The 22,837-nt window shown below is 70.7% G+C and carries 18 protein-coding genes; 3 read left to right on the top strand and 15 right to left on the bottom strand.

Going from position 1 to position 22,837, the window contains the following annotated elements:
- Window positions 1-93 precede the first annotated feature (93 nt).
- Window positions 94-1,530 (top strand): lipase maturation factor family protein, encoded by a 1,437-nt coding sequence (locus OG568_RS42205; RefSeq protein ID WP_329535335.1) that lies wholly within the window; start codon window positions 94-96, stop codon window positions 1,528-1,530.
- Here OG568_RS42205 and OG568_RS42200 read toward each other — a convergent pair.
- The 8 genes from OG568_RS42200 to OG568_RS42165 all read right to left on the bottom strand — a co-directional run bounded on the left by OG568_RS42200 (window position 1,518) and on the right by OG568_RS42165 (window position 9,476).
- A complete protein-coding gene (locus OG568_RS42200; RefSeq protein ID WP_329535334.1) occupies window positions 1,518-2,369 on the bottom strand; it encodes an amidohydrolase family protein in 852 nt (283 codons plus the stop codon). The two genes, OG568_RS42205 and OG568_RS42200, sit on opposite strands and share 13 nt — an antisense overlap.
- Window positions 2,354-2,668 carry an L-rhamnose mutarotase gene (locus OG568_RS42195; protein ID WP_266580376.1) on the bottom strand — a complete coding sequence of 105 codons (315 nt, stop codon included), beginning with the start codon at window positions 2,666-2,668 and terminating at the stop codon, window positions 2,354-2,356. Before OG568_RS42195 ends, OG568_RS42200 begins: the two co-directional genes overlap by 16 nt.
- Window positions 2,665-3,678: an aldo/keto reductase gene (locus tag OG568_RS42190; RefSeq protein ID WP_329535332.1), complete on the bottom strand. Its 1,014-nt coding sequence runs from the start codon at window positions 3,676-3,678 to the stop codon at window positions 2,665-2,667. Before OG568_RS42190 ends, OG568_RS42195 begins: the two co-directional genes overlap by 4 nt.
- A complete protein-coding gene (locus tag OG568_RS42185; RefSeq protein WP_266580379.1) occupies window positions 3,675-4,433 on the bottom strand; it encodes an SDR family NAD(P)-dependent oxidoreductase in 759 nt (252 codons plus the stop codon). Before OG568_RS42185 ends, OG568_RS42190 begins: the two co-directional genes overlap by 4 nt.
- The gene (locus OG568_RS42180) at window positions 4,430-5,800 is read right to left on the bottom strand and encodes an L-fuconate dehydratase (protein WP_266417461.1); all 1,371 of its coding nucleotides are present in this window, start codon (window positions 5,798-5,800) and stop codon (window positions 4,430-4,432) included. The genes OG568_RS42185 and OG568_RS42180 overlap by 4 nt, the downstream gene beginning before the upstream one ends.
- An 85-nt stretch (window positions 5,801-5,885) precedes the next feature.
- On the bottom strand, window positions 5,886-6,920 hold the full coding sequence (locus OG568_RS42175; RefSeq protein WP_329535331.1) for an ABC transporter permease: 1,035 nt from the start codon (window positions 6,918-6,920) through the stop codon (window positions 5,886-5,888).
- A complete protein-coding gene (locus OG568_RS42170; RefSeq protein ID WP_329535330.1) occupies window positions 6,913-8,406 on the bottom strand; it encodes a sugar ABC transporter ATP-binding protein in 1,494 nt (497 codons plus the stop codon). Before OG568_RS42170 ends, OG568_RS42175 begins: the two co-directional genes overlap by 8 nt.
- The gene (locus tag OG568_RS42165; protein ID WP_266417455.1) at window positions 8,403-9,476 is read right to left on the bottom strand and encodes a sugar ABC transporter substrate-binding protein; all 1,074 of its coding nucleotides are present in this window, start codon (window positions 9,474-9,476) and stop codon (window positions 8,403-8,405) included. The genes OG568_RS42170 and OG568_RS42165 overlap by 4 nt, the downstream gene beginning before the upstream one ends.
- 199 nt (window positions 9,477-9,675) lie before the next feature.
- Between OG568_RS42165 and OG568_RS42160 the strand changes: the two genes are divergently transcribed.
- Window positions 9,676-10,377 carry a FadR/GntR family transcriptional regulator gene (locus OG568_RS42160; RefSeq protein ID WP_266417453.1) on the top strand — a complete coding sequence of 234 codons (702 nt, stop codon included), beginning with the start codon at window positions 9,676-9,678 and terminating at the stop codon, window positions 10,375-10,377.
- A gap of 39 nt (window positions 10,378-10,416) precedes the next feature.
- Here the strand turns inward: OG568_RS42160 and OG568_RS42155 are convergent, their stop codons facing one another.
- The 6 genes from OG568_RS42155 to OG568_RS42130 form a co-directional block, all read right to left on the bottom strand.
- Window positions 10,417-13,434 (bottom strand): alpha-mannosidase, encoded by a 3,018-nt coding sequence (locus tag OG568_RS42155; RefSeq protein ID WP_329535328.1) that lies wholly within the window; start codon window positions 13,432-13,434, stop codon window positions 10,417-10,419.
- Between the two features lie 42 nt (window positions 13,435-13,476).
- The gene (locus OG568_RS42150) at window positions 13,477-15,489 is read right to left on the bottom strand and encodes an endo-beta-N-acetylglucosaminidase (protein WP_329535327.1); all 2,013 of its coding nucleotides are present in this window, start codon (window positions 15,487-15,489) and stop codon (window positions 13,477-13,479) included.
- Window positions 15,486-16,745 carry a glycoside hydrolase 5 family protein gene (locus OG568_RS42145; RefSeq protein ID WP_329535326.1) on the bottom strand — a complete coding sequence of 420 codons (1,260 nt, stop codon included), beginning with the start codon at window positions 16,743-16,745 and terminating at the stop codon, window positions 15,486-15,488. The genes OG568_RS42150 and OG568_RS42145 overlap by 4 nt, the downstream gene beginning before the upstream one ends.
- Window positions 16,746-16,782: 37 nt before the next feature.
- The gene (locus OG568_RS42140) at window positions 16,783-17,700 is read right to left on the bottom strand and encodes a carbohydrate ABC transporter permease (protein WP_443077818.1); all 918 of its coding nucleotides are present in this window, start codon (window positions 17,698-17,700) and stop codon (window positions 16,783-16,785) included.
- 68 nt (window positions 17,701-17,768) lie between these two features.
- The gene (locus tag OG568_RS42135; RefSeq protein ID WP_329535325.1) at window positions 17,769-18,665 is read right to left on the bottom strand and encodes a carbohydrate ABC transporter permease; all 897 of its coding nucleotides are present in this window, start codon (window positions 18,663-18,665) and stop codon (window positions 17,769-17,771) included.
- Between the two features lie 8 nt (window positions 18,666-18,673).
- The gene (locus OG568_RS42130) at window positions 18,674-19,966 is read right to left on the bottom strand and encodes an ABC transporter substrate-binding protein (RefSeq protein ID WP_329535324.1); all 1,293 of its coding nucleotides are present in this window, start codon (window positions 19,964-19,966) and stop codon (window positions 18,674-18,676) included.
- A 220-nt stretch (window positions 19,967-20,186) separates the two neighbouring features.
- Between OG568_RS42130 and OG568_RS42125 the strand changes: the two genes are divergently transcribed.
- The gene (locus OG568_RS42125; protein WP_329535323.1) at window positions 20,187-21,230 is read left to right on the top strand and encodes a LacI family DNA-binding transcriptional regulator; all 1,044 of its coding nucleotides are present in this window, start codon (window positions 20,187-20,189) and stop codon (window positions 21,228-21,230) included.
- A gap of 74 nt (window positions 21,231-21,304) precedes the next feature.
- Here the strand turns inward: OG568_RS42125 and OG568_RS42120 are convergent, their stop codons facing one another.
- A complete protein-coding gene (locus OG568_RS42120; RefSeq protein WP_329535322.1) occupies window positions 21,305-22,837 on the bottom strand; it encodes an alpha-L-fucosidase in 1,533 nt (510 codons plus the stop codon).

Genomic DNA, 22,837 nt, shown 5'->3' with positions numbered 1-22,837 from the left:
GTCCACCATTGTCTGCGTCGCCCAGTTGGCTCACGCAAGCGGAGACGGTCACCCAGCGTCACAATGGAAGCGAAGGGAGAGGAGTGACTCCTCGTGGAGTGGTTCGTCGCCCCCGAGTACTGGCTGAGCCGACTGGTCTTCCAGCGGACCCTGGCCGCGGTGTACCTCGTCGCGTTCCTGGGCGCGGCGCTGCAGTTCCGTGCGCTGATCGGGGAGCGGGGGATGCTGCCGGTGCCGCGGTTCGTGGCACGGGTGGCGTTCCGCGACGCGCCGAGCGTGTTCCACCTGCGCTACTCGGACCGTTTCTTCGCGGCCTGGGCCTGGGCGGGCTGCGCGGTGTCGGCGGCCCTGGTCGCGGGCCTGGACCAGCGACTCCCGCTCTGGGGGGCCATGGTGGCGTGGCTGGTGCCCTGGGCGATGTACCTGTCGATCGTCAACGTGGGCCAGACCTGGTACGCGTTCGGCTGGGAGTCCCTGCTCCTGGAGATCGGATTCCTCGCCGTGTTCCTCGGCAACGACGAGGTGGCCCCGCCGATCGTCGTCCTCTTCCTGCTGCGCTGGGTGCTGTTCCGCGTCGAGTTCGGCGCCGGGCTGATCAAGATGCGCGGGGACCCCTGCTGGCGGAACCTGACCTGCCTCGACTTCCACCACGAGACCCAGCCGATGCCGGGCCCGCTGAGCTGGTTCTTCCACCATCTCCCCAAGCCCCTCCACCGGGTCGAGGTGGCCGCGAACCACTTCACCCAGCTCGTCGTGCCCGTCCTCCTCTTCACCCCGCAGCCGATCGCGACGGCAGCCGCCTCGCTGATGGTCCTCACCCAGCTCTGGCTGGTCCTGTCCGGCAACTTCGCCTGGCTGAACTGGGCCACCATCGTGCTGGCCCTCTCCGCGATCGAGTTCCCCACGACTCGCCCACGCGTGGCCGGACCGCCTCTGTGGTACGAGATCGTGGTCCTCGCGGTCGCCATCGGCCTGCTGGCCCTCAGCTACCGCCCCGCGCGCAACCTGGTCTCCCGGCGCCAGGTCATGAACCGTTCTTTCGACCCCCTGCATCTGGTCAACACCTACGGCGCGTTCGGCAGCGTGAGCCGGGTGCGCCACGAGGTGGTCGTCGAGGGCACGAGCGACCCCATGCCGCGGGAGGACTCGGAGTGGAAGGAGTACGAGTTCAAGGGCAAGCCGGGCGATCCCCGGCACTGGCCGCGCCAGTACGCGCCGTACCATCTGCGGCTCGACTGGCTGATGTGGTTCGCGGCGCTCTCCCCCGCGTACGCCGCCTCCTGGTTCACCGGTCTGGTCGAACGGCTCCTGGAGAACGACCGCGACACACTGCGGCTGCTGCGTCGCTCCCCGTTCCCGGCGAACGCCCCGCCCCGGTACGTCCGCGCCCGCCTCTACCGCTACCGCTACACGACATGGCGTGAGCTGCGGGAGACGGGCGCATGCTGGCACCGGACGTATGTGCGGGAGTTCCTGCCTCCGATGCGGCTGGCGTGGGTGGACCGGAATCCGGTGGATCAGAGCCGGTAGACGCGGGTGGCGGTACCACCGAAGACCTCGGCGCGCTCCTCCGCGCCAAGACCACCGGTCAACTCCTCGGCCACATCGACCACTTGGGCATACGACGCCGCCAGCGTGCATACCGGCCAGTCGGATCCGAACATCAGCCGGCCGGGCCCGAAGGCGTCCAGGACCGTGTCCGCGTAGGGGCGCAGCCCGTCGACCGTCCACTTCGCGAGGTCCGCCTCGGTGACCATGCCGGAGAGCTTGCACACGGTGTTGGGGAGCGCGGCCAGCGCCCGGACGGCCGTCGCCCACGGCCGCAGCTCGCCCGTGGCGATCGGGGGTTTGCCCAAGTGGTCGAGGACGAAGGTGAGTTCGGGGTGCTCGGCAGCGGCCCGGACGCAGGCCGGCAGCTGGTGCGGCAGTACGACCAGGTCGTAGACGAGGCCCGCCTCGACGACCGCGACGAGCCCGTCCCGTACGTCCGGACGCAGCAGCCAGTTCGGGTCGGGCTCGCCCTGCACCTGGTGGCGGATGCCCTTGAGGTGACGACCGCCCGGCAGTTCCCGCAGCCGGGCCAGCTCGTCGGCGGTGTCCGGCCGGGTCAGGTCGGTCCAGCCGACCACGCCCGCGATCAGCTCGCTCTCCGCCGCGAGGGCGAGGAACTCCGGGGTCTCCTCGGGCACGGTGACCGTCTGTACGAGGACCGTGCGGTCGACCCCGGCGGCCCGTGCCTGCGGTGCGAGGTCCGCCACGCCGAAATCGCGCCGCAGCGGCTGGAGTTCGGGCCCGTTGATCCAGGCCTGGTCGCGGACCGAGAGGTCCCACAGGTGGTGATGCGCGTCCACCCTCACGGCAGCTCCCATACGACGGGCAGACCCGCCTGCGCGCCCTGGCTCGAGTAGTCGTGCACGACGTCCAGGAGTTCGGCCATACGCGCCTGCCAGGCGATGTTGACCGGCAGCTTCTCCAGTTCGGCGAGCAGGCGCTCGTAGTCCTCGCACTCCAGGACATGGAAGAGGTCGGTGCCGCTGCGCCAGATCGTCCAGGAGGTGGCTCCGGCGGCGCGGATGGCGGTGGTGAGCTCCTCGGGGACCTCCCGGTGGGCGGCCTCGTACGCGGCGACACGCTCGGCGCGGACCTTGGTGTGCAGGGCCACTCTCATGACGGATCCTGTGAGGGTACGGGTACGGGGGCGCCCTCGGGCAGCAGCTTCGCCTCGCGCAGTTCCCGCCAGAAGTCCTCCGCCACCGGTGTCGTGAACTGCTCGGCGCAGTCGCGGACTTCGTGCGCCGAGCGGGCGCCGACCAGGACGCTCGCCACGGCCGGGTGGGCGGCGGGAAAGGCCAGCGCGGCGGCGCGCAGCGTGGTGTCGTGCCGCTCGGCGATCTCCTTGAGTCTCAGGGCGCGGTCCAGCAATTCCGCCGGTGCGGCTTGGTAGTTGTACGTCGCTCCGGGCCGTGGGTCGGCCAGCAGACCGGAGTTGAAGGCGCCGCCGATGACCACCGACGTGCCGCGCTCCTGGGCGGCGGGCAGCAGCTCGGTCAGCGCGGTGTGGTCGAGCAGGGTGTAGCGGCCCGCGCACAGCACCACGTCCACGTCCGTGTCCCGGACGAAGCGGGTGAGCATCTCGGCCTGGTTCATGCCCGCGCCGATCGCGCCGACCACACCTTCCGAGCGGAGCTTCTCCAGGGCCGGGTAGCCCTCCTGGAAGGCCTGCTCGGCGTGGTCGTCCGGGTCGTGGAGGTAGACGATGTCCACGCGGTCCAGGCCGAGGCGTTCGAGGCTGGCCTCGATGCTGCGTCGTACGCCCTGCGCGCTGAAGTCCCAGACGCGTCGGTGCGTGGCGGGCACCGCGAAGCCGTTGGCCAGGTCGTCGCCGCCCGCGTCCGCCTCCGTGGGCTCCAGGAGGCGGCCCACCTTCGTGGAGAGGGTGTACTCGGCGCGGGGGCGCTCGCGCAGCGCCGCGCCGAGACGGCGTTCGGAGAGGCCGATGCCGTAGTGCGGGGCGGTGTCGAAGTAGCGGATGCCACCGGACCAGGCGGCGTCCACGGCCTCGTCGGCCTGCTCGTCGCCGATCTCGGTGAACAGGTTTCCGATGCCCGCGGCGCCGAAGGACAGGGCGCTGACCTCGACGCCGCTCCTGCCGAGCGCGCTCCTCCCCAGGGTGCTCACTGGCCCACCGGCCGCAGTCGCAGTCCCTGCATACCGCCGTCCACGGCGAGGGCGGTGCCGGTGGTGGCGCCGGAGAGCGGGCTCGCCAGGTAGGCGATGGCGCCCGCGACCTCGTCCGCCGAGACGAGGCGCCCGGAGGGCTGGCGGGCCTCCAGCGCGGCTCGTTCGGCGGCCGGGTCGGCCGCGGTGTCGAGGAGGCGGCCGACCCAGGGGGTGTCGGCGGTGCCGGGGTTCACGCAGTTGACGCGGATGCCCTCGCGGAGGTGGTCGGCCGCCATGGCGAGGGTGAGGGAGAGGACGGCGCCCTTGGTGGCGGAGTACAGGGCGCGCTGCGGCAGCCCGGCCGTGGCCGCGATGGAACAGGTGTTCACGATCGCCGCGTGCGCGGACTCCCGCAGATGGGGCAGGGCGGCGCGGGTCGTACGGACCATGCCGACGACATTGACGTCCAGGACCCGGTGCCACTCTTCGTCGGCGTTGTCCTCGACGGTGCCCTGCGCTCCGATCCCCGCGTTGTTGATCAGTACGTCGAGTCCGCCGAGGTCCGCGACCGCCGCGGCCACGGCCTGGCGTACGGAGGCGTCGTCGGCGACGTCGGCGCGGTGGCCGAACAGGGGCTTCTCGACCGTCGAGGGGTCCAGGTCGAGGATCGCGACCTGGGCTCCGCGGGCGGCGAGCAGCTCGGCGGTGGCGCGGCCGATGCCGGACGCGCCACCGGTCACCAGCGCCTTGAGTCCTTCGAAGTCGCCACTCACGCGGCTTCCCCCTTCTGCTTTTCGCTCGTCTGGCTGTCGGACTTCTGCTGGGCGAGGTCGGCGGCCCAGAAGGTGCCGCCGGGGTAGGTGAACTCCGCGATGGACTCCGGCCGCATGGTCGCGGAGAAGCCCGGCACGGTGGGTGCCGTGTAGTGACCCTGCCTGATCACCACCGGGTCGAGGAAGTGGTCGTGCAGATGATCGACGTATTCGATGACCCGGTCGTCGGTGGTGCCGGAGAGCGCCACGAAGTCGAACATCGACAGGTGCTGGACGAGTTCGCACAGGCCGACCCCGCCGGCGTGCGGGCAGACGGGCACGCCGAACTTGGCCGCGAGAAGCAGGATGGCGAGGTTCTCGTTGACGCCGGCGACACGGGCGGCGTCGATCTGCAGGACGTCGATGGCGCCGGCCTGGAGGAGCTGCTTGAAGACGACACGGTTCTGGACGTGCTCGCCGGTGGCGACCTTGACGGGGGCGACCGCCTCGCGGACGGCGGCGTGGCCGAGGACGTCGTCGGGACTGGTCGGCTCCTCGATCCAGTAGGGCTCGAACTCGGCGAGGGCCTTGGTCCAGGTGATCGCCTCGTCCACGTTCCAGCGCTGGTTGGCGTCGATGGCGATGCGGATGTCGGGGCCGACCACCGCGCGGGCGACCCGGCAGCGGCGTACGTCGTCCGCCAGATCCGCGCCCACCTTCAGCTTGATCTGCCGGAACCCGTCGGCGACGGCCTCGGCGGCGAGGCGGGTGAGCTTCTCGTCGCTGTAGCCGAGCCAGCCCGGCGAGGTGGTGTAGGCGGGGAAACCTCTCTCCCGTAGCGTCGCGGCGCGCCCGGCGGCGCCCTCTTTCCCCCGACGGAGCAGTTCGAGCGCCTCCTCCGGTGTGAGGGCGTCCGTGAGGTAGCGGAAGTCCACCTGGCGGACCAGCCACTCCGGTTCGGCGTCGGCGAGCAGCTGCCACAGGGGTTTCTGGGCGCGCTTGGCGGCCAGGTCCCACACGGCGTTGACGACGGCGCCGATCGCCATGTGCATCACGCCCTTCTCGGGCCCGAGCCAGCGCAGCTGACTGTCCCCGATCAGGTCCCGGGCGAGGGAGCCCGGGTCCGCGCACAGCTCGTCGACCGAGCGTCCGACCACATGCCCGCGCAGCGCCTCGATCGCGGCGACCTGGACGTCGTTGCCCCGCCCGATGGTGAAGGTGAAGCCGTGCCCCTCGGGACAGTCGGCCGCGTCGCCGCGCAGCACGACGTAAGCCGCCGAGTAGTCGGGGTCCGGGTTCATCGCGTCGGAGCCGTCGAGCTCGCGCGAGGTGGGGAAACGGATGTCGTAGGTGTCGACCGCGGTGATACGGGCGGCAGTTGGGGACACGGGAGGCCTTTCGGTCCGGGACAGGGGTGTCCGGAGGGGTCCGTGGATCCGTGGGTCCTTGGATCCGTACGAGAACGAAGGGGGGTCAGTCCTGGGCGCGGCCGGTGGTCACGCGGGCGATCATCAGGGCGACCAGGATGATTCCGCCGTAGATGGCCTGGATCCAGAAGGACGGCACCTGGGCGAGCGTGAGCAGGTTCTGCACCACGCCGAGCAGGAGTACGCCGGTCAGGGCGCCGAACATGGTGCCCTTGCCGCCGTCCAGGCTGATGCCGCCGATGACCGCCGCCGCCATCACCGTGAAGATCATGTTGTTGCCCTGGTTGGCGCTGATCGCGCCGACGTACCCGGTCTGCATGATCCCGCCGACCGAGGCGAGGACGCCGGCCACGACGGAGACCCCGAGCAGCAACCGGTCGACGCGGATACCGGCGGCGCGGGCCGCCTCCGCGTTGCCGCCTATGGCGTACAGGGCGCGACCGACCCGGTGGTACTTGAGGATCAGTCCGGCGACGCCGAAGGCGACCGCGGCCAGCCACACCGACAGCGGGACGCGCAGGAAGGTGGAGGTGGCCAGGGAGAAGAACGCGTCGGGCATGCCGAACAGTGTCTTGCCCTTGGTGGCGCCGACCAGCAGGCCACGCAGGACGATCAGCATCGCGAGGGTGACGATGAAGGCGTTGAGCTTGAACTTCACCACGAGGATGCCGTTGAAGGCGCCGATGACTCCGCCCACGACGAGGATCGCGACGAGGGCGAGCGCGGACGGCCATTCCGTGCCCCAGCCGGACTGTGCGGCCGGCAGGACCAGCAGGGCGCCGATGGCGGGCGCGATGCCGACCACCGACTCCAGCGACAGATCGATCTTGCCGGTGATCAGCACCAGGGACTCGGCGAGGACCACCATCGCGAGCGCCGCCGAGGCACCCAGGATGGAGATCAGGTTCCGTTCGGTGAGGAACGAGTCGTTGACGATCGCGCCGAGCACCAGGAGCACCAACAGGGCCGGTACGAGGGCGAGTTCGCGGGCCCTGCGGAGCAGTACGGTCTTGGCGGCCCGTGCGTCGGGGACGCGCGCGGAGGTGGGCGACGAGGCCGACGGGGCCTTCGTGTCAGCCATGGTCCACTCCTTCGATGGAGGCGATCAGCTCGTGGTCGTGCCAGCCCGCCGGGTGCTCGGCGACGACACGGCCGTGGAAGAGGACGAGGACGCGGTCGCAGCGGCGCAGGTCGTCGAGTTCGTCGGAGACGACGAGCACGGCGGTGCCGTCCTCGCTGGCGCTGTCCATCCGGGACAGCAGTGACTCCTTGGACTTCACGTCGACGCCCGCGGTGGGGTTGATCAGGACGAGGAGGCGGGGGTCGGAGGCGAGGGCGCGGGCCATGACGACCTTCTGCGCGTTGCCGCCGGACAGGTCCGAGACGGGCTGCTCGGGGCCCTCGGTGTGGATGTCGAGGCGTTCGATCAGCTCGGTGGCGAAGCCGCGTTTGCGGGCGGCGGGGATGAAGCCGTAGCGGCCGAGCCGGTTCAGGACGCTCATGGTGGTGTTGTCGCCGATGGTCATGCCGGAGACGAGACCCTGGTCGTGCCGGTCGCGCGGGACGCAGCCGACCCCTGCCTTGAGGGCGGCCTGCACATCGCCGAACGGAAGGTCCTCGTCGCCCAGTCGGGCGGTTCCGCCGGTCGGGGTGTGCAGTCCGGCGAAGGACTCGGCGAGTTCGATCTTGCCGCTGCCGCTGGAGCCGGCGAGGCCGACGACCTCGCCGCGACGGACGGTGAGGTCGATGTCCTCGTACGCGTCGGAGGTCAGCCCCCGGGCGTCGAGCAGCACCGGGGCGTCCGTGGCGACGGGCTGGTGCGTGACGGTCCGCTCGGCGATCGACTCCCCCGCCATGGCCTCCACCAGGGCCGCGCGGGGAAGGTCGGCGACCGGCGCGGTGGTGATCCAGCGGGCGTCGCGCAGCACGGTGACCGTCTGGCACACCTCGTACACCTCCTGGAGGTGGTGCGAGATGAACAGGAAGGTGACACCGGACTCCTGGAGCGCGCGCATCCGGGTGAAGAGCCGCTCGATCTCCCGGTTGTCGAGCTGCGCGGTCGGTTCGTCGAGGACGATGAACCGGGCGCCGAAGCTGAGCGCCCGGGCGATCTCCACCATCTGGCGGTCCTCGACCTTGAGGTCGGCGGTGCGGGCCTCCGGGTCGACGTGCACGTCCCAGGTGTCCAGGACCTGTGCCGCCTCGGCCCGCAGCCTGCGCCAGCTGATGAAGCCGCCGCGCCCGAGGGGCTGCCGGTTGATGAAGAGGTTCTCGGCGACCGTCAGCTCCGGTACGACGGTGGGCTTCTGGTAGACGCAGGCCACCTTGCGGCGCCAGGCGTCGCGGTCGGTGAGCGCGGGAGCGGGCTCGCCGTCGAAGCGGACCGTGCCCTCGTCGGGGGCCTGGAGGCCGGTGAGGATGGTGACGAGCGTGGACTTGCCCGCGCCGTTGCGCCCGACGAGGGCGTGGGACTCACCAGGGAGAACGGTGAGCCGGCCGTCTTGGAGGGCGACGGTGGGGCCGTACCGCTTGGCTATCCCCCGCGCCTCCACCAGTGGGGTGCTCATTTGACCGTGTTGCCCCAGAGCTTGGGGTCGTCGACGTTGTCCTTGGTCACCAGCGGCGCGGGCAGCTGGTCCTCCAGGATGCCGCTGGGCAGCTTGACGATCTCGGAGTCGTGGTCGGTCGGGCCGGTCTTGAACGTCTTCCCCTGCATCGCGGCCTTGATGTAGTACATGCCGTACTTGGCGTACGCGTCGGCCGGCTGGGAGACGGTGGCGTCGATCTCGCCCTTGCGGATGGCGTCGAACTCCTGCGGGATGCCGTCGTTCGAGACGATCGTGATGTGGCCCGCCTGGCCGGTCTTCTTGAGCATGCCCTTGGACTTGAGGGTCTGGAGGGTCGGCGCGAGGTAGACGCCGCCCGCCTGCATGTAGATGCCCTTGATGTCGGGGTTGGCGTTCAGGAGGGTGTCGAGCTTGGAGGCCGCGGTGTCGGACTCCCACTTGGCGGGGATCTCCAGGACCTTCAGCTTCGGGTAGTTCTTCTGCACGCAGGTGCGGAAGGCCTCGGAGCGCTCCCGGCCGTTGACGGAGGCCAGGTCGCCCATGATCTGCACGACCTTGCCGGAGGGGATCTGCTTGCCGAGGTACTCGCAGGCCTTCTCGCCGTAGGCGACGTTGTTGGCGCGTACGACCATGGCGACCTTGCCCTTCTCGGGCGCCACGTCGACGGCGACCACGGGCACGCCCTTGCGCTCGGCCTGGTCGAGCCCCGCGGCGATCGCGGCACTGTCCAGAGGGGCCACGACGAGGCCCTTCACGCCCTGGTTGAGCTGGTTGTTGATGTCGGTGATCTGCTGGGACGGGTCGCTGTTGGAGTTGACGGTCTTGAGGGCGTCGACCCCTTCGGACGTCGCCATTTTCGGCACGTAGTCGTTGTATGACTGCCAGAACGGCGAGGTCAGCAGGGGCAGGATCACCCCGACCTTGCCGGTGCCGCCGCCTCCGCCGCCCGACGACGCGGAGTCCTTGGTGCTGCCGCATGCCGCGAGCACGAGGGTCGCGCATGCGGCCGCAGCCGCCGCACGCACTGCCCGCGACGCAATTCGCGTGTTCCGCACGTTTCTGCCGGCCATCTGACGGCTCCTCGTTGAGCGAGATCGAACGGGTGTGGAGGTCCGTGGCCGAGCGTCCCGCTCAACCGGGACGAATATTTATCAGACCACTTCACCTCCACAACACCCCCGTGCGCCAAAATTTCCGTGTTATCGGCCGTAGTGGTCCGACCACTCTGGTGGTTAGACTGCGGCGCACCCGGCAACAGGAGGAGACGGCGTGGACGAGTCGGCCCCGCAGAAGGGCACCGTGACGCAGCGCGCCATCGAGCGGATCAAGGCGATGATCGGCGAGGGCCGGCTGGAGCCCGGTCAGCGCCTGCCGACCGAGCGTGATCTGGCCGCCCAGCTGGGCATGTCCCGCAGCTCGATGCGCGAGGCGATCCGCGCGCTCACGGTCCTCGGTGTGCTGGAGGCCCGGCACGGCTCGGGCATCTACGTCACCCAGCTGGAGGCCGGGGACCTGCTGGAGACCTTCGGCGTGGTGGCCGACCTCTCGCGCGGGCCGCGGCTGGTCGAGCTGCTGGAGGTGCGGCGGATCCTGGAGTCGACGGCGACCGCGCTGGCCGCCGCGCGGATCACGGCGGACCAGCTCGCCGAGGTCGAGAAACACCTGACGGCGATGAACGCGACGGACGACCCGGAGGAGATCCTCGCCCACGATCTGGCCTTCCACCGCGAGATCGCGGCGGCCGCGGGCAACGAGACCATGGCCGCCATCCTGGAGGGCCTGTCCTCGCGCACGTTCCGTGCCCGGGTCTGGCGGGGCTACGAGGAGGAGGGCGCCTTCGAGCGGACGCGCCGCGAGCACGCGGCGATCCACCGCGCGCTGGTGGCCCACGACCCGGAGGCGGCCAGGGCGGCCGCCGCCGCGCACGTGGGCGAGGTGGAGCAGTGGCTGCGGACCCAGCTCACGCAGTAGCCGGATCCGCAGCACGGGAAGGGTGAAGACGCCCAGTGCTCAGGCGCGCGTCAGCCGCAGGGTGACCAGCTCGAAGGGGCGCAGCGACAGGGTGACCCGGTCGCCGTCACGCCGGGGGGTGACCGCATCGGTCAGGGGCCGCTCCAGCAGGTCGGTCACGGTGACGTCCCCGATCTCGAACCCGGCCGTCAGCGCGGCCTTGGTACGCCCGCCCCGGGACTCGTGGAAGCGCACGACCACATCCCCGCTGCCGTCGTCGGCGAGCTTGACCGCGGTCACCACGACCGCGTCCTGCGCGACCTCCACCAGGGGCGCGACCTCACGCCCGCCGTTCACCCGCCGCTCCGGCAGATTGATCCGCCACCCCTCGCGCACCGCGTCCCCGATCCCGGCCCCCGGCACCAGCGCGTGCCGGAAGCGGTGGACGCCCTGGTCGGTCTCGGGGTCGGGGAAGCGCGGGGCGCGCAGCAGCGAGACGCGCACGGTGGTGGTCGTACCGGAGTCGCTGTCGCGGACGGTACGGGTCACGTCATGCCCGTACGTCGAGTCGTTGACGATCGCGACACCCCAGCCCGGCTCCTCCATGTGCACGAACCGGTGGTTGCACGCCTCGAACTTGACGGCCTCCCAGGACGTGTTGGTGTGCGTCGGCCGGTAGAAGTGCCCGAACTGCGTCTCGGAGGCGTACCGCTCCGCGTGCACGTCGAGCGGGAAGGCGAGCTTGAGGAACTTCTCCGTCTCGTGCCAGTCGACCTCGGTGTCGATGCCGAGCCGCCGCTCCCCCGGCGCGAGCGACAGCACCTGGGTGACCCGCGAGGCACCGAAGGACCGTACGATCCGCACCGACACGCCGTCCTCACCCGGTACGACCTCGTCGGCGTCGACCAGGTCGGTGACCGTGTTGCGGTAGAACTCGTCGACGTCCCAGGCGTCCCACATGTTCGGGAAGTCGGGGTGGATCTGGAGCAGGTTCGCGGCGCGTCCGGGGGCGATCGTCTCGCGGTCGGCGTCGATGTCGTACGCGGAGACGACGAGGCCCCGGGCGTCGATCTCGACCCTCAGGAGGCCGTTGTCGATGACGTGGCCGCCGCCTACGCGCGGCGCGAGCGCCACCTCGCTCGCGACGGCGGCGGGCAGGGCCCCGCCCGCCGGGACCCCGTCCCTGCTGTGCGGGGCGGAGTTGAACACGAGCTCCGTGGTGCCTTCGCCCGCCAGCGCCCGCTGCGCCGCGTCGATGATGCCGGTCAGCTCCTCGGCGACCCGCTCGTACGTCCTGCGCGCCTCCCGGTGCACCCAGGCGATGGACGAGCCGGGCAGGATGTCGTGGAACTGGTGGAGCAGGACCGTCTTCCAGATGCGGTCCAACTCCTCGTACGGGTAGGGGAATCCGGCCCGTACGGCCGCGGTCGCCGCCCAGAGTTCGGCCTCGCGCAGGAGGTGTTCGCTGCGCCGGTTGCCCTGCTTGGTCTTCGCCTGGCTGGTGAGCGTGGCGCGGTGCAGTTCGAGGTACAACTCGCCGACCCAGACAGGCGCGTTCGGGTACTCTGCCTCGGCCTTCTCGAAGAACTCGGCCGGGGTCTCCCACGTCACGGTCGCGGAGCCTTCGAGGTCACGGACCCGCGCCGCCTTGGCGACCATCTCGCGGGTGGTGCCGCCGCCTCCGTCACCCCAGCCGGTGGGGGCCAGGGAGTGCCGGGCGACGCCCTTGTCCTTGAAGTTCCTGGCCGCGTGGGCGAGTTCGCTGCCCCGCATGGAGCAGTTGTAGGTGTCGACGGGCGGGAAGTGGGTGAAGACACGGGTGCCGTCGATGCCCTCCCACTGGAAGGTGTGGTGGGGGAACTTGTTGGTCTGCGACCACGAGATCTTCTGGGTGAGCAGCCACTTGGAGCCCGCCGCCTTGATGATCTGCGGGAGTCCGGCGGCGAAGCCGAAGGTGTCCGGCAGCCAGGCCTCGTCGTTCTCGATGCCGAACTCGTCGAGGAAGAACCGCTTGCCGTGCACGAACTGACGAGCCATCGCCTCCGAGCCCGGCATGTTGGTGTCCGATTCGACCCACATGCCGCCCGCGGGCACGAACCGCCCGTCCGCGACCGCCTTCTTCACCCGCGCCCACACCTCGGGCCGGTGCTCCTTCACCCAGGCCCACTGCTGGGCCTGGGACATCGCGAAGATGAACTCGGGCTCGTCCTCGATGAGCGCGGTCATGTTGGAGGTGGTCCGGGCCACCTTGCGGACGGTCTCGCGCAGCGGCCACAGCCACGCCGAGTCGATGTGCGCGTGCCCGACGGCGCTGATGCGGTGGGCGGACGGCACGGCGGGCTCGGCGAGCACCCCTGCCAGCCGTGCCCGCGCCGCGGCGGCACTCGCGCCGACGTCCTGGAGGTCGACCGCGTCGAGCGCCTTCTCCACCGCGCGCAGGATGTCCCAGCGCCGTGCGGACTCCACCGGCAGCTCGGCCATCAGCTCGCCGAGGACCTCCAGGTCGAGCACCAGCTCCCACACGGTCTCGTCGAGAACGGCGAGGTCCATCCGGGTGAGGGTGTACTGCGGCTCGCTGCCCGCGGTCTCCTTGTCGCCCAACTGGGTGGGCAGGAAGGGGTGGTAGTCGAGGATCACCGGGTTGGAGGCGGCCTCGATGTGCAGCCGGACCTCCTCGCCGCCCTCGACCGGGGCGCCGATCCGCACCCACTGGTTGCGCGGGTTGAGGCCCTTCACCGGAGTGCCGTCGGGCCGGTAGACGAGCCCCTCGCACTGGAAACCGGGCATGTTCTCGTCGAAGCCGAGGTCCAGCAGGGCCTCGACCGTCCGGCCGGCCCAGGCCTCCGGGACGGTCCCGGTGACCCGGAACCAGCTGGTGCCCCACGGAGCACCCCAGCGCGCGCCCACCTCGATCGGCTCGGGTGCGGCCGCGAGCCCCTCGGCGACGGGCACCGGCTCACCGGGCGCGTGCCACACCATCACTTCCAGCGGCACGGACTCGGGGTACACGGCAGGTCGGATGCGCTCGTCGAGGACACGCTTGAGGCGGGCTTCGACCAGGGTGCGGTCGTCATGCATGGGGGCTCCGTGGGGTGAAGATGGTGCGGGAAAGTGGTGCTGCTACCAGGTGTGGGTGGTCGTGGCGGCGGTCGAGACGGTGAACAGCTCCCCCACCGCGCGCACTTCGAACCCCCCGGCCGACTCACCCTGCTCGGGAGTGAGACCGCCGACGTAGAACGCGCTCTGGCAGGTGCCGCCGAGGAACCGGCGTGTGCCGTCGGGAAGCGTCCGGTACAGCTCGTAGTGGCGTACCGCGCCGGGGGCGCCCCGCCACGCGAAACGCAGATTGCCGCCGTCGGCGCCGGTGACGCGCAGGTCGGTGGGCGCGGCGGGGGTGAGAACGGCGTCGCGGACCGCGAGCCCGCCCAGGCGCCAGCGCACCGGCCCGTCGCTCGCCGTCAGCCGTACGCCCAGCGCGTGCACGGTCCCCGTGAGTCCGGTCAGCGGCACGGTGGCGGTCCCCCAGCCGTCGCCCGAGGACGTGACCGGGAAGTACGTGTACGGGGGCGCCCCGCCCGCCGCGCCCGGCTCGGCGGTGGCGACGGCCAGCTCCACGGCGGCGGCGCCCGCGTCCGTGCGGTACGTGAGCTCGACCACCGTGTCCGCGGTGAGCGGCAGCCTGGTCGCGTACAGGTCCAGTGTGGTCGGCGCGTCGAGGGCGCCGGCGACGAGCAGACTGCTCCCGCCCCGCCAGGCGTCCGCGAAGTCGAAGGTGACGGCGGGGCGCTGTCCGGTCGTCCGCACGACCCAGCGGCGGGAGGGCAGCCGGTCCTGGAGACCGAGGTGGTTCCAGGCCGTGTCCGAGGTGGCTTCGCCGTCCTCGTACCACTTCAGTCCGTGGCCCGTGTTGAAGGCGGTCGCGAAGGGGACGGAGGTGACCGTCGAGCGGTCGGCGACGGAGACGGCCGGGGCGCGCCAGCTCGCGCTCGTGCTGGGCTTGGAGGGGTCGAGGGAGGAGCCGGTCCAGAACAGGTCGTCGGCGGCGTGGAAGTCGCCGGGGGTGCGGCTCGCGGGCAGGTGGTTGCGGGTCCACTCGGGCCGGTAGAAGCCGAGGGAGGTGACGTGGGCCTTGCCGCTCGGCACGATGGCGTCCCAGTTGACCGACGCGCTGGTGCCGTTCGCCTCGACGTCGACGCCCGCCCACAACTCGTAGGGGCTGCGCCCGAGTTGCTGAGCCGTCGTCGCGGAGGAGGCCAGGCTGCTCTGCGACCAGCGGAAGTCGACGAACATGGAGTCGGCGGCCTGGAAGAACGTCTTGTTCTGGCTGTTCAGGGCGCCCTGCCAGCTCACCGAGCCGTTCACGGTCATCGCGTCGTACCAGGTGACGCGCTGACCCTGAGCCGTTGCGAGCGTCTTGAGTTCGTTCATGAAGCCGAGCATGGCGGTGGCGAGTGCGGTGTTCCCGCCGCTGGTCTCCGCGTTAATGAACCAGCCGTCGAAGCCGTACGCCGCCGCCACCGCGACGAGCTGCGCGGCGAGCGGGTAGTGCCCGGTGGAGTCCTTCTGCACCAGGTCGCGGGTCCACTGGAGCTGTCCGCCGTAGGCGACGGGCGGCAGGAAGACATTGCCGAGGACGGGTACGCCGTGTCGGTGGGCCGCGTCGACGATCGGGGCGTTCGGCGCGAGGATCAGGCCCTCGCCCGCCGAGCCGCCCCAGAAGACGAGTTCGTCGAGGTACGCCCAGTGGGTGAGGGCGTAGTAGTCGGCGGTGGCGGCGCCCTGCGAGGGGTTGCTCGACGTGGGGCCGAAGGAGACGAGGGACTGGACGCGGGCCTGGCCGCTGCGGGCCGTCGTGTTGGCCGGGGTCGGTGTGAAGCGGGCGGCGAGCGGCACGGTCGACGCGTTGAACGCGAGGTCGGTGTCGGTGGCGGCGCTCCAGGCCTTGAGGCTGCGCCAGGTGATGCCGGTGCCCGGGGTGCCCGCGGGCAGCGAGTCCGGGTACCAGTAGGAGGCGTACGGCGGCGCCGCGGTCGCGGCGGCCTTCGTCGCCGCGGCGGCGGGCAGGCCGGGCAGGGCGGGCAGCAGCGCGGCGGTCGCGCCGGCGAGCAGGACGGTGCGTCTGGTGGGGTTCACGAGCGGGCTCCTCCTTGTGGGATGGGGAGTACCTGATCGGGACTGACGACTTCGGTGATGCCACGCGCGGCGAGGTGTTCCTTGTCGTCCGCGCGCGCGTCGAGGACGGTGGTGGGGCGGGCGCCGTCGGCGGTGAGCCGGAAGAACGCCTCGAAGACGGGGCCGCCCGGGGCGCACAGCGAGCGGACGGCGGGGTCGGCGGGGACGATCAGCGCCGTGGTGCGGGGGGCGGGCTCGTGGTGGTGCTCGCGGGCCGCGCGGGCCAGCGCCCGCGCGCTGTCCTTGGGGCGCCGGTCGTTGGTCAACAGGCCCAGCCCGTATTCGAGTTCGGGGAAGTCGGCGAGGTCGCGGGAGACGTCGTGGGAGCACCACCAGGTGATGCCCCACAGGTCGGGGCAGTCCAGCGCGGCCGCGACGGTCGCCTCCGTGAAGGCCGCGGCGTGCTCGGGCGGGATCAGGGGGGCGGGCGCGCCGACCTCCTGGAGCCAGACGGGCCGGTGCGGATCGTCGGCCCAGGCCTTGCTCAGCTCGATCAGGTACGCGGCGTGGTGTTCGGTCGGGACGGAGGTACGGCCGTGCCGCTGGGCGGTGCCGTTGAAGACCCAGGAGTGCACGGCCGTGACGGCGCCGCGCCGGGCGGCCTGGCCCGGGGTGAACGGCATGTCGTCCTGGTACCAGGTGGCGTCGTACTCGGCGTGCAGATGCAGCCGGCCGGGAGCGCCCTCCTCGCAGGCGGCGAGCATCCGCTCCAGCCAGTCGTCGATCTGGGCGCTGCTCGCCCGGTCGGGGTCCGGGTGGGGCGGGCCCGCCGAGAACTGGTTGACCTCGTTGCCGAGCGTCATGCCGAGGAAGTGGGGGCGGTCGGCGAGGGCCGCGGCGAGCGTGCGCAGATAGGCCGCCTGGCCGTCGAGGACCTCCGGGTCGGTGAAGAGGTTGCGCCGGTGCCAGGTCCGCGTCCACGCGGGCAGGAAGTCGAAGCTCGACAGGTGCCCCTGCAGACCGTCCACGTTGACGTCGAGCCCCCGCTCTCCGGCCGCGTCGACGAGCTGGATCAGCTGCTCGACGGCGCGCGGGCGGATCAGCGCGCGGTTGGGCTGGAAGTAGGGCCACAGCGGGAAGACCCGGATGTGGTCGAGGCCCAGCGCGGCGATGGAGTCGAGGTCGGCGCGTACCGAGTCGAGGTCGAAGTCGAGCCAGTGGTGGAACCACCCCTCGCTGGGGGTGTAGTTGACGCCGAAGCGCACGGCAGAAGGCATGCGGGATCCTTGCGAAGCGAATCGGGACAGCGGGAGGTCAGCCCTTGACGGCGCCCTCCCCCACCCCGCGGAAGAAGTACCGCTGCAGGCAGGCGAAGAGGGCGATGAGCGGTGCCACGGCGATGACCGTGCCCGCGGCGACGAGCCGTTCGTCGTTGGCGAAGGTGCCGTGCAGATAGTTGAGGCCGATGGTGAGGGTGAACTTCGAGGGGTCGCTGAGCACGATGAGGGGCCACAGGAAGTCGTCCCAGGCGCCCATGAAGGCGAAGATCGCGACGACGGCGAGTGTGCCCTTCACCGAGGGCAGCGCGATCCGCAGGAACCGCTGCCAGGTGTTCGCGCCGTCCACGAAGGCCGCCTCCTCGATCTCGTAGGGCAGGTTGAGGAAGGCGTTGCGCATCAGCAGGACGTTCATCGCGCCGATGCAGCCGGGCAGGACGACCCCGATGAGCGTGTTGTTCAGGCCGAGCTCACGCATGGTGGTGAACTGGGCGATGATGATGCCCTCGACGGGGACCAGCATCGCGAGGATGAAGACGAGGGTCGCCACGCGGCGGCCGCGGTAGCGCAGGCGGGCCAGGGCGTAGCCCGCGAGGGCCGAGCCGACGCAGTTGGTGACGACGCCTGCGCCCGCGACCTTCAGGGAGTTGAAGGCGTAGTCCCAGACGGGGATGGTGTCGGCCACCCGCTTGTAGTTGTGCAGCGTGGGGTCGCCCGGCAGGAACTTCGGCGGCGAGCTGAAGATGTCCTCGGTCGGGCCCTTGAGCGAGGTGGACAGCTGCCACAGGAACGGGCCGACGGTCAGGGCGAGAACGGCGAGCAACAGCAGGTAGCGCAGGGCGAGTTCCCAGCCGCGGACTCGGCGGCCGTGCTCGTCGGTGACACGGCGGCGCCGGGGCCCGCGCCCGGCCGGCGGACGCCGCTCGACGCCGCGCTCCTTCTCCGGCACGCTCACGCGTCCTTCTTCCCGCACGCTCACGCGACGTCCTTCCCGCCCGCTCACGCGTGCTCCTTCCGGCGCGCTCACGTCTCCTCCTTCCGGTCGGCGCGCAGCACGAGCAGCATCAGCGCGACGGTGACGACGAAGACGACGACCGAGATGGCGGAGGCGTAGCCGACCCGGCCGGTCAGTCCGGTGCCGGTGCGCTGGACGAGCATGACGAGGGTGGTGTCCTCGCCGGCGGGGCCGCCGTCCGGGCCCGCCATCAGGTACACCTCGGAGAACACCTTGAAGGCGGCGACCGAGGAGAGCGCGGCGACCAGCACCATGGTGGAGCGGACGGCGGGCACGGTGACCGTGAGGAAGCGCCGGACCGCGCCCGCGCCGTCGACCGAGGCGGCCTCGTGCAGCTCGCGTGGCACGTTGGCGAGCGCCGCGAGATAGATGATCATGTAGTAGCCAAGGCCCTTCCAGACCGTGACGGCCATGGCGCTCAGCAGGAGCAGCCACTGGTCGCTGAGGAAGCCGACCCTGCCGACGCCGATCGCCTCCAGCAGCGAGTTCACCAGGCCGCGTTCGTCCAGGAGCCACACCCAGATCAGACCGACCACGACGATGGACGCGACCACCGGGGTGTAGAAGGCCGACCGGAAGAAGGTGATGCCGGGGATGTTCTTCTGGACCAGCAGCGCGAGCAACAACGGCAGCAGGACGAGCGCGGGGACGACCCCGAGGACGTACAGCGTGCTGTTGCGCAGCCCGATCCAGAACATGTCGTCGTGCAGCAGCTCGCGGAAGTTGGCGAGGCCCACGAACCGGCCCGGGATCAGGGTGCGGCGGTCGGTGAAGGCGTTGATCACGGTCGAGACGAACGGGTAGAGGATGAACACACCCACGACCAGAAGGCCCGGAGCGGCGAACAGCCAGGGACTGGTCGGCAGTTGACGCCGTACACGGGCGGTGCTGGAGGAACTCGCCATGGCTGCGCTCAGCCCTGCTGCTTGAGCAGCGTGTCGCAGGCCTTGACAGCGTTGTCAAGTGCCGTCTTGGGGCTCTCCTTGCCCTGCAGGGCCTTGGCGACCTCGTTGCGCAGCGCGGTCTTCATCTGCTCGCTGAAGAGGACCGGCGTGTAGTTGACCGCGTTCTTCAGGGACTTGGCGGCGGCGATCCGCACGCGGGTCTCGTCGGTGCCGTCCTCCTTGGTGAAGTACGGGTCGTCGAGCGAGCCCGCGGTGCTCGGGAAGATCGCGACCTTCTTGGCGAAGGACATCTGGTTCTGCGCGTCGGTGACGAAGTGCGCGAAGGCGACCGAGGCGGGCGTGTGCTTGGTGCGCGAGTTGACCATCACGCCCATCACGTACATGTTCACCTTGCCGGTACTGGTGATCTGGTCCGTGATGCCGATGTTCTTGTAGAGGTTCGGTGCCTGCTTCTTGAAGTTGCCGAGGTCCAGGGCGCTGCCGGGGTTCATGGCGACGGCCTCGGTGAGGAACTTCTTGCCGGAGGACTCCGGGGTCGCGGTCAGCGCCTGCGGGTCGAGCGCCTTCGCGTCGTACAACTCCTTGTACTTGGTGAGGAGTTCGACCCCCTTGGCGTCGTTGAAGGCGAAGGCGGTGCCCTCTTTGTTCATCAGCTCGACGCCGTAGCGGCCGAAGTCCTCGACGGTGGGCACGTTGGCGAGCGTGGCGACCTTGCCGTCGCTCTTCTTGGCCAGTTGCAGGGCGTCGGCGAAGAGTTCGTCGTACGTCGTCGGCGGCTTGGAGGCGTCGAGTCCGGCCTCCTTGAAGAGGGACTTGTTGTAGAAGAGCGGGCCGGTGTTGAGGTACCAGGGGAAGGCGTACGTGCCGGTCATGCCCGGTATCTGGTGACTGGCCCAGGCGCCGTCCAGGTACTCCTTCTTGTACTGGGCGGCGGACTTGTCGAGGTCGAGGGCGAGGCCCGCCTTGGCGAGCGGTGCGACGAGGTCCGGCGAGACGTTGACGACATCGGGCAAGGTGCCGCCGGCCGCGTCCGCGCTGATCTTGTCGGCGTAGCCCTCGGCGGGCTGGTCGATCCACTTCACATGGGTGCCAGGGTACTTCTTCTCGAAGTCGGCGATCACGCCCTCGAAGTACGACTTGAAGTTGGCCCTCAGGTTCCAGGTCTGGAAGGTGATGTCGCCCTCGACCTTGCCGGAGGCGTCCGCCCGGCCACTGCCGTCACTCCCGGAGCCGCAGGCGCTCAGCGGCAGGAGAACGGCGACGGTGGCAGCGACGGCGAGAGCTCTGCGGGAGATGCGCACGGATGGGGCTCCTCTTGCAGCAGGGGTAACGGTGCCGGGGCAGACCTTGCTGCCAACTCGCCGGGCAAGTCAATGGATTTGGCCCAGCTAAATTCATTAGTGCCACAACATGGCTGGTCACAGCCGTTCCCTCAGCCTCTTGCAATCGATCACTAATGCGCTTTAGATTGCCTCAGCTCAAGCGCATTAGTACACCAGCTCAGCAGAACGGGGAACAGGGTTGCCAGCCAAGCGGTCACCCGCGCGCCGACCGACGATGAAGGACATCGCGCAACGCGCCGGGGTCTCCGAGAGCGCGGTCTCCTTCGCGCTCAACGACCGGCCCGGGGTCTCCGAGATCACCCGCGACCGGGTCCGCCGCGTCGCCGAACAGCTGGGCTGGCGGCCGAGCACGGCGGCGCGCCAGCTGTCCGGCGAGGGCGCCGCCACGGTCGGTCTCGTCGTGGCCCGACCCGCCGACACCCTGGGCGTGGACTCGTTCTTCCTGCAGCTGATCTCCGGCATCCAGGAGGTGCTGGCCGAGCGCCATCTCGGCCTGCTCTTCCAGGTGGTGGAGGACGTGGCCGACGAGTGCGCGGTCTACCGGCGCTGGTGGGCCGAGCACCGCGTGGACGGAGTCATGGTCGTCGACCCGCGGACCGACGACCCGCGCCCTGACCTGCTCGAGGAGCTGGGGCTGCCCGCCGTGGTGATCGGCGGCGTGCCGGACGCGGGGCACCCGGGGATCTCGACCGTCTGGGCGGACGACGCGGGCGCGATGGCCGCGGTGGTGGACGAGCTGTACGCGCTCGGCCACCGCCGGATCGTGCACATCGCAGGCCTGCCGGGGCTCGCCCACACCGAGCGCCGGATCCGCACCCTGCGGGCGGAGGCCGAGCGACGGGGTCTGACCGAGGTGCGCTCGGTCCCCACGGACTACTCGGACGCGGAGGGCGCCGCCGTCACCCGCCGCGTCCTGGAGAGCGGCACCCCGCCGACCGCGCTGGTCTACGACAACGACGTGATGGCCGTCGCCGGCGTCGCCGCCGCCACGGAACTCGGCTTCCAGGTACCGGGCGACGTCTCGGTCGTCGCCTGGGAGGACTCGCCGCTGTGCCGCATGGTCAAGCCATGGCTGTCCGCCCTCTCCCGCGACACCGTGCAGTTCGGCCGCACGGCCGCCCAGGAACTCACCGCACTCCTGGACGGCGGTCCCGCGCGGACGGTCCAGGTGCCGGTGCCCCGGTTGATCGAACGGGAGAGCACGGGGCCCTGCGGGGCTTGAGAGGGTGAGGGGTGGGCGCGAAGCTGAAGACGGTGAGGGGTGGACGCCGTACGGGGCGTCCACCCCCGCAGGCGTCAGATCCGCGATCGATGGAGCGCGAACTGGGCGATCCGCGCGGTCTGCCGTGATCGCGTCACCCGCAGACGCCAGTGCCGGGCCCGTACGGGCGCCGGGAGCAGCAGGATCCGGCTCGCTCCGATCGTGCCCGCCCCGGCCACCCGGCTCCAGGCGCCCGCTCCGTACGCCTCGACCACGAAGCTCTCGACCTGCTGGCCGTGCCGGATGTCCTCCGCGAGTCTGATCCGGTCCACTTCGCGCTCCGTGCCGAGGTCGACGGTGAAGACGCCCGGCGCCGAGCGGACCACGGCCCCGCGCCCCAGGTCCTCCGGCAGCTCCCGGTCCACGCGTTCGCGGAACTCGCGCAGCCGCACCACATCGGCGGCCGGCAGCAGGCCCTGTGTGTCGGGTGGGATGTTGAGCAGCAGGACCGAGTTGCGGCCGACCGAGCGGAAGTAGATGTCGGTCAACTCAGACACGGACTTGGGCTGTTGGTCGGCATGGTAGAACCAGCCGTCACGGATGGACACATCGCACTCGGCCGGCCACCACTGCAGGTAGTCGGCCACCGGGCGGGCCGCCACCAGCGCGTCCCGGCTGCCCTCGTCGGCCGCGTCGTAGGCCAGCGCGTAGTCCGTGCGGCCGTAGTCCTTCTCCGTGACCGGTACGACGCTCCACTCGTCCTCACGGGCGAGCCCGCCCTCGTTGCCGACCCAGCGCACATCAGGCCCGGACACGGCGATCGAGGCGTCGGGCGCGAGGGCCCGCACGAGCGCGTACCAGCTGTCCCAGTCGTACTTCTCCACCTTGTCCGGCGGAATACGGCCCTGGGCTCCGTCGAACCACACCTCGTCGACGGGTCCGTACTCGGTGAGCACTTCGTAGAGCTGGTTGAGCATATGGGCGCCGTAGTCGGTGGCGTCCAGCGTGAACGTCCTCGGGTCCGTACGGTCGTCGCCGTCGACGAGCGTCGGGACGGTGCGCCGCGTGCGCGCGCTGCCGTTGGCGTACACGCCGTGCAGGTACTGGTTCTCGTCGGCCGGTGAGACATAGACGCCGACCTTGATCCCGTGGCGGCGCATCGAGTCGGCGAAGGAGCGCAGGACGTCGCCCCGCCCGCCGCGCCAACTGCTCGACGCCACCGAGTGGTCGGTGTAGCGCGACGGGTAGAGGACGAACCCGTCGTGGTGCTTGACGGTGAGGATGGCGAGCTCGAAACCGCCGTCGCGCAGGGCCCGGGCCCATTGGTCGGTGTCGAGCCCGACGGGCTGGAAGACATCCGGGGCCTCGTCCCCGGTGCCCCATTCCAGGCCCGTGAAGGTGTTCACGCCGAAATGCAGGAAGGCGGTGCGTCCCAGGTTCTGCCAGGCGATCTGCCGGGCGGAGGGCCGGACCTGGGAGGCCTTGCGGACCAGGTCGTCCTCGGTGTCGGAGGGGCTGACGGGGATGCGGGAGAGGGGTTCACCGGGGGCGGCGAGGGCTACGGACGTACCGCTGGAGGCGACGAGGGCGGTGGATGCCAGGACGAAGAGGCGTCTGGAGATGGCCAT

Origin of the sequence: Streptomyces sp. NBC_01450, assembly GCF_036227505.1 — a bacterium.
Lineage (GTDB): Bacteria > Actinomycetota > Actinomycetes > Streptomycetales > Streptomycetaceae > Streptomyces.
The sequence above is the reverse complement of the archived record's forward strand: the minus strand, read 5'-3'. Positions and strand labels throughout refer to the sequence as shown.

What these genes read in the sequence shown, in the direction of transcription:
- OG568_RS42200 (WP_329535334.1), bottom strand. Translation starts at nt 2,369, where the DNA reads ATGGGAGCTGCCGTGAGGGTGGACGCGCATCACCACCTGTGGGACCTC.
- OG568_RS42195 (WP_266580376.1), bottom strand. Translation starts at nt 2,668, where the DNA reads ATGAGAGTGGCCCTGCACACCAAGGTCCGCGCCGAGCGTGTCGCCGCG.
- OG568_RS42175 (WP_329535331.1), bottom strand. Translation starts at nt 6,920, where the DNA reads ATGGCTGACACGAAGGCCCCGTCGGCCTCGTCGCCCACCTCCGCGCGC.
- OG568_RS42170 (WP_329535330.1), bottom strand. Translation starts at nt 8,406, where the DNA reads ATGAGCACCCCACTGGTGGAGGCGCGGGGGATAGCCAAGCGGTACGGC.
- OG568_RS42165 (WP_266417455.1), bottom strand. Translation starts at nt 9,476, where the DNA reads ATGGCCGGCAGAAACGTGCGGAACACGCGAATTGCGTCGCGGGCAGTG.
- OG568_RS42155 (WP_329535328.1), bottom strand. Translation starts at nt 13,434, where the DNA reads ATGCATGACGACCGCACCCTGGTCGAAGCCCGCCTCAAGCGTGTCCTC.
- OG568_RS42145 (WP_329535326.1), bottom strand. Translation starts at nt 16,745, where the DNA reads ATGCCTTCTGCCGTGCGCTTCGGCGTCAACTACACCCCCAGCGAGGGG.
- OG568_RS42135 (WP_329535325.1), bottom strand. Translation starts at nt 18,665, where the DNA reads ATGGCGAGTTCCTCCAGCACCGCCCGTGTACGGCGTCAACTGCCGACC.
- OG568_RS42120 (WP_329535322.1), bottom strand. Translation starts at nt 22,837, where the DNA reads ATGGCCATCTCCAGACGCCTCTTCGTCCTGGCATCCACCGCCCTCGTC.